The following is a 5,260-nucleotide window of genomic DNA, read 5'->3' as shown; positions in this document are numbered from 1 at the left end:
CGATAACGAAATATATTTCCGGTCATAGCGATTGCTTAGGAGGCGTAGTAGTCGGCTCGAAGCGATTGATGGACCCGCTAATGTCAACAGAATATATGTTATTCGGCGGTATCATGAGCCCACAAACAGCCGGGTTGGTAACGCGTGGTCTCCGAACACTGCCATTACGGATGCAGCGCCATGAATCAAGTGGTCTTAAAGTTGCTGAATACGTTAGTAAACAGAGTTATGTGGTGAAAATGAACCACCCTGGACTGCCGAATCACCCTCAGTATGAACTGGCAAGCTTACAGATGTCTGGCACTGGCGGTTTATTTTCCTTTGAATCCCGTGAATCGGTATTCCAGGTTAGCCGAATGACGGTATCTAATGCCCTTACGCAGCTCGCGAAAGATGGATGGATTTACCGAATTCCAGGGAGAGGCAGCTTTGTCAGCTCAGAGTATGAGGTGAACTCGGATAAGTATTTGGATGACTTTTCGGAGAGCAATCAATCAGCCGCTGCTAAGCAAATAAAGGAGTCAGGCAGACATACGGGCACGCGCAAAATGATTGGTTTAGTCCTTCCCTTTTTGGAAGATTTCTTTGCCATTCGACTTATAAGGGGAATCCAGATCTCTCTAGAAGATACCGGTTATTATCTATCCATCGTTCTTTCTCACAATCGGCAGGAGCGGGAAAAAGAAGCGATTCAGGAGTTGATTCAAAACGGAGCGGCTGGGCTTATCATTTTTCCAATTGATGCCGAGACGTACAACGAGGAAATTTTGGTTCTGAAAATGAACAAATTCCCGTTCGTGCTGGTCGACCGATTCCTGCCAGGATTTGAAACACATTGTGTCTGTTCAGATAATATGGTTAGCGCACAGTTGGCTGTTAACCATTTGTGGGAGCTAGGGCATAGAGATATTGCGATATGTTCGGATATTTCCATAGGCACAATGACTGTTGACGAGCGGATTCGCGGCTACATGGAAGCGCTGAAACAAAAAGGCTCGATGATTAATCCAGCGTTAATTGTGACTGATTTTCAGGTGAGTGATACGAGTTCGATCTATTATTACTTACGACAATCCATACTCAGAGCTAACTGACAACCGTGCATTCAGTCACATTGATCAGCATGAGCAAGAAATAGGCTCGAAATCGGTTGAACTGCTGCTTCAACAGCTCACTAACAAGGAGAAAATGAGCGAGCCAATGAAGTGGATTGTGAAGTCGGCTTTAGTTGCAGGGGAATCCACGGGCAGGTTAGCGGCAAAGGTCTAAGTGCTGATAATGACAAGGAGGAGTTATCGAATGAATCCCATTTCTAGTCCAGGAGCATTCACGGAGTTAGATCGATTCACATTTGAATCTTGGGGCTATCTGCTGATTCCAAATGTCCTCTCAGAAGAGGAAGTAAACGAATGTCTGGAGGCTTCCATGCGCTTACATCAAGCAGCAGGCACGACAGGCTGGGCACAAGTAGGAAGAGGATATGAAACGGAAATATCTCTGGAGCGATTGATCGATCATCCGGCAATATTGCCCAAAGTCAGGGCGCTTTATGGCGATCGATTTATTATGCAGTCCGGCTGGTGCACGAAACAGCCAGCTTTCGGTGGGGTAKGCGGTTGGCATCAAGACGGATCAGGCGCTTACGACTTTCGTAAACTTGGCTATCCGATTCCATTGCTTCAATTGCGGGCTTCCTTTTTACTGACCGATCAGACGGTTCCGCGAACAGGCAATATGGAGCTCATCCCAGGAAGCCATCGAAGCCAAGTTCAGCTGCCAGACTCGATTAGATCGAGCAGGGAAAGCGTGCCAGTCAGTCATGTCATCTGTGCTCCGGCAGGGTCAGTCTTATTTTTCCATAATGCGGTTTGGCACCGTACGTATGCGCATGATGGTGATTATGACCGTTACACGATGCACTATATTTACAGTCCACCGTGGGTGCGATGCTCCGATCGATTCGAGAACAATCCAGAGTTCCTGCAACGAACCACACCAACGCGCCGTTATCTGATGGGAGAATTCGAAAGACCAGATGCCCCTTTTGGCGCAAGCTATCCTGCACAGTTTGAGAATGAATGATTAATCATATGGAGAAGAGCCCAAGATGGACTTTCATCTTTGGGCTCTTTACTGTGAAGAATCGTATTTGATCGCCACGTATTCTTATGGTGCTCGTCGCAGCTGCCTGTGAGGACGAAGGATTCCGGTGTGCATGGATTTGTGGTCCTGCCTGTGTGAGAGGTCCTGAAAGGCTGTTTCGAGAGAGCGAAAGAAGAGAATGTCAGTGTGAGCGTGCCGTAAAGGCCTTGTCAAGTTGAACGGGCAACCAAAAAACGTAGATGGCCTGCGTGAGAGGATGAAAAAGGCTGTCTCCGGACTTTGGACGATCAGCACAACTTGTGAGGCGGCTAAAAAGGCTGTCTCGCGTGTAAAACGAGAAGTCCGCACCTGCGTAACGTTGAAAAACAACGCTAACGCTTGCTCACCGCGGCGAGAGTCTGCGTAACGCTGAAAAACAAGCTTATCTGCTGCGGAAGCCACCCAACCGGTGCTCACCGCCGTCCGTAACGTTGAAAAACAACGCTAACGTGTGCTCAACGCGCCAAAAGTTTGCGTTAGCGCTGAAAAACAAGCTTATCTGCGTTCCTGAAAGTGTCAGGCGCTCTAGGTTATTTTTGATAGGAAGCGAAAGAATCAGGCTCCTCATAAAATGTAAATCCATAAAATTTATTATTCGGCAAATCATTTGTATTCGTCTTGACGATCGGACGTGTCTCGTTCGTATATTCAACTAAACCCAATCCAACAACAGCTCCTGCAAAGAAAAGAAATGTGAGTGCTATGCCAACATGATTCTTTTTCATGAGATCTCTCCCAGGTACATTCTACATCGGCTGCAGGATTTGCTTGATGGTGGTTGTTATATTGTAAGCCAATAACCATGTGAAAGTTGTAGAAACGTGACACTACTCATAACTTTCCTCCTAAATTCTTTTTTAAGAAACTACCTGTTTATTTTCAGTTTAAAAAGCCGTCATATACTTGGGTCAATTGATAAACAAAATCTAACGCCGAGGTGTTGATACGTATGAATACAACAAAAGAACAGCAACGCATTGCTATTATAGGAGCAGGTCCTGGAGGGCTGACATTAGCAAGGATTTTAAAACAGCATGGCATAGATACTATCGTTTATGAACGTGAAGCATCCCCATCTAACCGCAGACAAGGCGGCTCGTTAGATATTCATTCCGATTCTGGACAGATAGCGCTCAGAGAAGCGGGTTTAATCGAACAATTTGAGGCGCTCGCGCGATATGAGGGACAAGATTTCCGGCTTCTAGATAAATTAGGCAACCTGTATATGGATGAGGTGGCAGAGCCCCATGAAGGAGACAGGCCAGAAATCGATCGCGGTACGCTGCGGGAACTGTTGTTAGACTCGATCGACCCTGGAACGATTCATTGGGGACACGAATTAATTCAGGCGATTCCATTGGCAAATGGGATGCACGAACTGCATTTCGAGAACGGACAAGTGGATACCGTTCACCTTGTCGTAGCGGCAGACGGCGCATTTTCCCGTTTACGCCCGCTGCTTACAGAATCTGTTCCCGCCTACAGCGGACTAAGCATGGTTGAGCTTAATGTTGAAAATGCCGCGATCGCTCATCCGGAATTGGCTGCTTTTAATAGACGCGGCAAAATGTTTGCCTTTGCGGATCATAAAGGCATATTGGGTCAATTAAATGGTGACGGGCGAATCTGCGTCTATGCGGCATTCGAAGTTGAGCGTGAGTGGCTCGATACGTGCGGGATCCCGTTTGATCAGCCAGAAGAGGCGAAACGGCAGCTGCTGGAGCATTTCAGTGATTGGGATGAGTCGCTGACCAATTATATCCGTTCCGCAGATGGGGATATCGTGCCAAGACGTATCTATAGTCTGCCGGTTGGACTCAAATGGACGCATAAACCAGGCATCACACTAATTGGAGATGCTGCGCATCTGATGTCGCCTTTTGCTGGTGAAGGTGTGAATCTAGCGATGTTAGATGCCACAGAGCTGGCGTTGTCCATCGTTCAACACGGTGACTTGAACATGGCAGTTCAAGCTTATGAGGAGAAGATGTATGCCTACTCGTCCATTTCAGCTGAGGTGTCTGATGAGAATCTGAAGCTTTGCTTTTCGGACGATGCCGCACGCAAATTGGCGGATCTGATGAACCAGTACCATGAGGCTGTGCATGAGTAGAAGTTCGTGACTTGCCTGTCTCATCCTTTGAAATTATTCGCTAACAGACAGTGTCCGTTAGCAGAGGGTGTCCAACTGCCATTTCCATGGCTGTAGGACACCCTTTTGCTTTTAACGCAGAAAATGGGCAAAATCGCTAAATTCGGATAGAATAAGAATTGACACATTTTACATAGAAGAGGGATACGGATGAAACGAATTACGATATTAGTCGCGGATGACGAGGCGGAGATTGCCGATCTGATTGCGCTGCATTTAGAAAGAGAAGGTTACCAAATTATCAAAGCAGCAGATGGAAAAGAGGCTGTCCATGCGATCCAATCGCATACGATTGATTTGGCTATTCTAGATATCATGATGCCTAAGCTCGATGGACATGAGGTGACGCGGCAAATTCGAGAAAAGTATCAGATGCCAATCATTTTTCTCAGCGCCAAATCATCTGACTTAGATAAGATAACGGGATTGGTTATTGGGGCCGATGATTACATGACCAAGCCCTTCAATCCTATGGAATTAGTCGCTCGAGTGAACGCCCATCTGCGTCGGTCCATGCAGTTAAGCCAACCCAAAGCTGAACAGAATCTGCTTGAAGCAGGCGGAATGTCGATTGATCCTGACAAGCGGACAGTGAATTTGTATGGTGATAATATTGAATTAACGCCCAAAGAATTTGATATTTTATATCTCTTAGCAGGCCATTCCAAGAAAGTTTTCAGCGTGGAAAATATTTTCCAACACGTATGGGGAGAAGCCTTCTATGAAAGTGGCAACACCGTCATGGTGCATATCCGCACGCTGCGCAAAAAACTAGGTGAAGATGAGAACAATAAAAACAAATGGATCAAAACCGTTTGGGGTGTGGGATATACATTCAATGGCTAAAATGATACGAAGTTTCCGTTTCCAAATGATCGTTTTATTAGGATTGAGCATGCTTCTGTCAGGTGTTTTCACCTTTATCCTCTACAAAGTTCTTCAGCTTTACTACGCGGGTGTTCGTGC

Annotated in this window: 6 protein-coding genes and 1 pseudogene; 6 read left to right on the top strand and 1 reads right to left on the bottom strand. The window is 46.3% G+C overall.

Annotated elements, in window-relative coordinates:
• The 3 genes from AC1DUA_RS26300 to AC1DUA_RS26290 form a co-directional block, all read left to right on the top strand.
• On the top strand, nt 1–1,094 hold a 1,094-nt coding region (locus AC1DUA_RS26300; RefSeq protein WP_477502583.1), incomplete at its 5' end, for a substrate-binding domain-containing protein.
• The gene (locus AC1DUA_RS26295; protein WP_477502584.1) at nt 1,039–1,269 is read left to right on the top strand and encodes a hypothetical protein; all 231 of its coding nucleotides are present in this window, start codon (nt 1,039–1,041) and stop codon (nt 1,267–1,269) included. The genes AC1DUA_RS26300 and AC1DUA_RS26295, both read left to right, overlap by 56 nt.
• Before the next feature lie 30 nt (nt 1,270–1,299).
• Entirely contained in the window at nt 1,300–2,082 is a 783-nt protein-coding gene (locus AC1DUA_RS26290) for a phytanoyl-CoA dioxygenase family protein (protein ID WP_477502582.1), read from the top strand.
• 590 nt (nt 2,083–2,672) lie between these two features.
• Here the strand turns inward: AC1DUA_RS26290 and AC1DUA_RS26285 are convergent.
• The gene (locus AC1DUA_RS26285; protein ID WP_477502581.1) at nt 2,673–2,867 is read right to left on the bottom strand and encodes a hypothetical protein; all 195 of its coding nucleotides are present in this window, start codon (nt 2,865–2,867) and stop codon (nt 2,673–2,675) included.
• Between the two features lie 224 nt (nt 2,868–3,091).
• Here AC1DUA_RS26285 and AC1DUA_RS26280 point away from each other — a divergent pair, with 224 nt between their 5' ends.
• The 3 genes and pseudogenes from AC1DUA_RS26280 to AC1DUA_RS26270 form a co-directional block, all read left to right on the top strand.
• Complete coding sequence (locus AC1DUA_RS26280) at nt 3,092–4,255, top strand: FAD-dependent oxidoreductase (RefSeq protein WP_477502580.1); 1,164 nt, start codon at nt 3,092–3,094, stop codon at nt 4,253–4,255.
• A 189-nt stretch (nt 4,256–4,444) separates the two neighbouring features.
• Nucleotides 4,445–5,140, top strand: coding sequence for a response regulator transcription factor (locus tag AC1DUA_RS26275; RefSeq protein ID WP_477502579.1), 696 nt, complete (start codon nt 4,445–4,447; stop codon nt 5,138–5,140).
• A pseudogene (locus tag AC1DUA_RS26270) lies at nt 5,133–5,260 on the top strand (vancomycin resistance histidine kinase VanS); the annotation flags it as partial. The gene AC1DUA_RS26275 and the pseudogene AC1DUA_RS26270, both read left to right, overlap by 8 nt.

The sequence above is a fragment of the Paenibacillus sp. 01T422 genome (genome assembly GCF_056398785.1).
Note: the sequence above shows the minus strand (reverse complement) of the source record. Positions and strands in the feature narration are given on the sequence as shown.